Genomic DNA, 2290 nt, shown 5'->3' with positions numbered 1-2290 from the left:
ACCTTCCCCCGGACAGGCGGTTTGACGCCAGCGAACGAGTGGCGGGCGCACGGAGGGCTTGCCGTGTGCGGGGACGCCGGGCCGACCGGGCCCGGTTAATGTTGACGCCATGCGTCTCCACGTCGTCGACCACCCCCTGGTCGCCCACAAGCTCACCACGCTGCGCGACCAGCGCACCGACTCCGCGACCTTCCGCCGTCTCGCCGACGAACTGGTCACCCTGCTCGCCTACGAGGCCACGCGCGACGTGCGCACCGAACAGGTCGACATCCAGACGCCGGTCGAGCGGACCACGGGTGTCAAGCTCTCCCACCCGCGTCCGCTGGTGGTGCCGATCCTGCGGGCCGGTCTCGGCATGCTGGACGGCATGGTGCGGCTGCTGCCGACCGCCGAGGTGGGCTTCCTCGGCATGATCCGCAACGAGGAGACGCTGCAGGCGTCGACGTACGCCACCCGGATGCCGGAGGACCTCTCCGGGCGCCAGGTCTACGTCCTGGACCCGATGCTCGCCACCGGCGGCACGCTGGTCGCGGCGATCCAGGAGCTGATCCGGCGCGGCGCGGACGACGTGACCGCCGTGGTGCTGCTGGCCGCGCCCGAGGGCGTCGAGATCATGGAGCGCGAGCTGGCCGGCACCCCGGTGACGGTGGTGACGGCGTCGGTCGACGAGCGGCTCAACGAGCACGGCTACATCGTGCCGGGCCTCGGCGACGCGGGGGACCGGATGTACGGGGCGGCGGAGTAGGCCCCGCGGCTCAGCAGGGCCCGCGGCTCAGCGGCTTCCTCCCCGGCTCTCCGCGGTCCTTCTCCGGCTCAGCAGTTCTTCTTCGAGGCGGGCGTCGCCTCGGGTTCGGCCAGTGCGGTCAGGGCCCGGTCGGCGTCCGCCTTCGTCGTCAGGGCCTTGAACCCGTCGCCGATGATCAGGTCGACCTCGGTGCCCTCGCGGGCGGGGTCGGTACGGCGTTCGGCGTCGGCGAGCTGGGTGCCGAGCACCGGCAGCGAGGTGTCGAGGGCGGCGGCGGGCCCGAGGAGCACGCCGGTGCCCTTGACCTTCTTGTCGTACTCCTTGGTCGCGTTGCCGACCTCGCCGACCTTGAAGCCGCGCTTCTTCAGCTCGTCGGCGGTCTTCTGGGCGAGTCCGCCGCGGGTCGTGGCGTTGAGGACGTTGACCGTGATGGTCCCGGGCCGGGGCAGCGCCTTCGGGGCGGTCGTACGGCTCACCGTGTCGGCGCAGGCCGCCCTGGTGCCGTTCGCGGGAGCGGAGTCACCGCCACCGGTGAACACGTCGATGAGCTGGAGCGTGCCCCAGCCGCCCACGCCGAGCACGGCTGCGGAGGCGACGGTCAGGACGACGAGCCTGCCGCGCCGCCGGGGCCGGCGCATCCGCGGGTACTTGTCACCCGTGATCCGGTACTGGCCGCCCATGCCGGGTGGAGTGAGCATGCTCATGGGCGCAGCGTAGTGCGCTCGGGCGGCAATGCATACCAGATGATCATCCGACTGTGCGCAGTCCGACCCGAAAGGGTCAAAACGGGCCGCACGGGAGGACGTCGGTCGGGCGTCAGTCCAGTTCGAGGACGCGGGCGTGCAGCACCTGACGCTGCTGGAGCGCGGCCCGCACCGCGCGGTGCAGCCCGTCCTCCAGGTACAGATCGCCCTGCCACTTCACGACGTGCGCGAAGAGGTCGCCGTAGAAGGTCGAGTCCTCGGCGAGGAGGGTCTCGAGGTCGAGCTGCTGCTTGGTCGTCACGAGCTGATCGAGGCGGACCGGGCGCGGCGCGACGTCCGCCCACTGCCGGGTGCTCTCCCGGCCGTGGTCGGGGTACGGCCGGCCGTTTCCGATGCGCTTGAAGATCACACGGAAAGCCTACCGGTCAACGCGTTCCGGGCGCAGCCATGGCGACGCAGTGCGACGCCGGAAAAGGCACCCGAATACGGGGCGAAACGGGATGGTGATCTGATATGACCGATCGTGAGACCGAGCCGTCGGCCACCGCTTCCGGGACCCCCGGCCGTCGTTCCGCCCTCCCGGGGGAGGCTTCCGTCCGCTTCCCGGAATCCTTCGCGGCCGTTGCCGCGGTCCCTCACCGGGCCGTGGTCCCTCACCGGGCCGTGGACCGCGCGCCGGGCCGCGGTCCCTCACCGGGCCGTGGACAGCGCGCCGGACCGTGGGCCGCGCGTCGCTCGCCGAAGCCGGGGGTTCCTCCGGTCGTCCCCGCGGCTCCCCGCCGTCGGCGGCGTCCCGCCGGACGACCTCGGCGCCGTCGTCGTGGCGCTCGACGAGGCACCG

At 72.3% G+C, this 2290-nt stretch carries 3 protein-coding genes; 1 reads left to right on the top strand and 2 read right to left on the bottom strand.

Annotated features, from left to right (window positions below):
• Positions 1–109: 109 nt before the first annotated feature.
• On the top strand, positions 110–745 hold the full coding sequence (upp, locus tag B7767_RS32595; RefSeq protein ID WP_030850262.1) for a uracil phosphoribosyltransferase: 636 nt from the start codon (positions 110–112) through the stop codon (positions 743–745).
• A gap of 68 nt (positions 746–813) precedes the next feature.
• Here upp and B7767_RS32590 read toward each other — a convergent pair whose 3' ends face one another.
• Positions 814–1425 (bottom strand): LytR C-terminal domain-containing protein, encoded by a 612-nt coding sequence (locus B7767_RS32590; RefSeq protein WP_085575270.1) that lies wholly within the window; start codon positions 1423–1425, stop codon positions 814–816.
• A 136-nt stretch (positions 1426–1561) separates the two neighbouring features.
• Positions 1562–1858, bottom strand: coding sequence for a type II toxin-antitoxin system VapB family antitoxin (locus B7767_RS32585; protein WP_004943146.1), 297 nt, complete (start codon positions 1856–1858; stop codon positions 1562–1564).
• Between the last annotated feature and the right edge of the window lie 432 nt (positions 1859–2290).

Source organism: Streptomyces sp. 13-12-16 (genome assembly GCF_002114215.1).
Taxonomy (GTDB): domain Bacteria; phylum Actinomycetota; class Actinomycetes; order Streptomycetales; family Streptomycetaceae; genus Streptomyces.
Note: the sequence above shows the minus strand (reverse complement) of the source record. Positions and strands in the feature narration are given on the sequence as shown.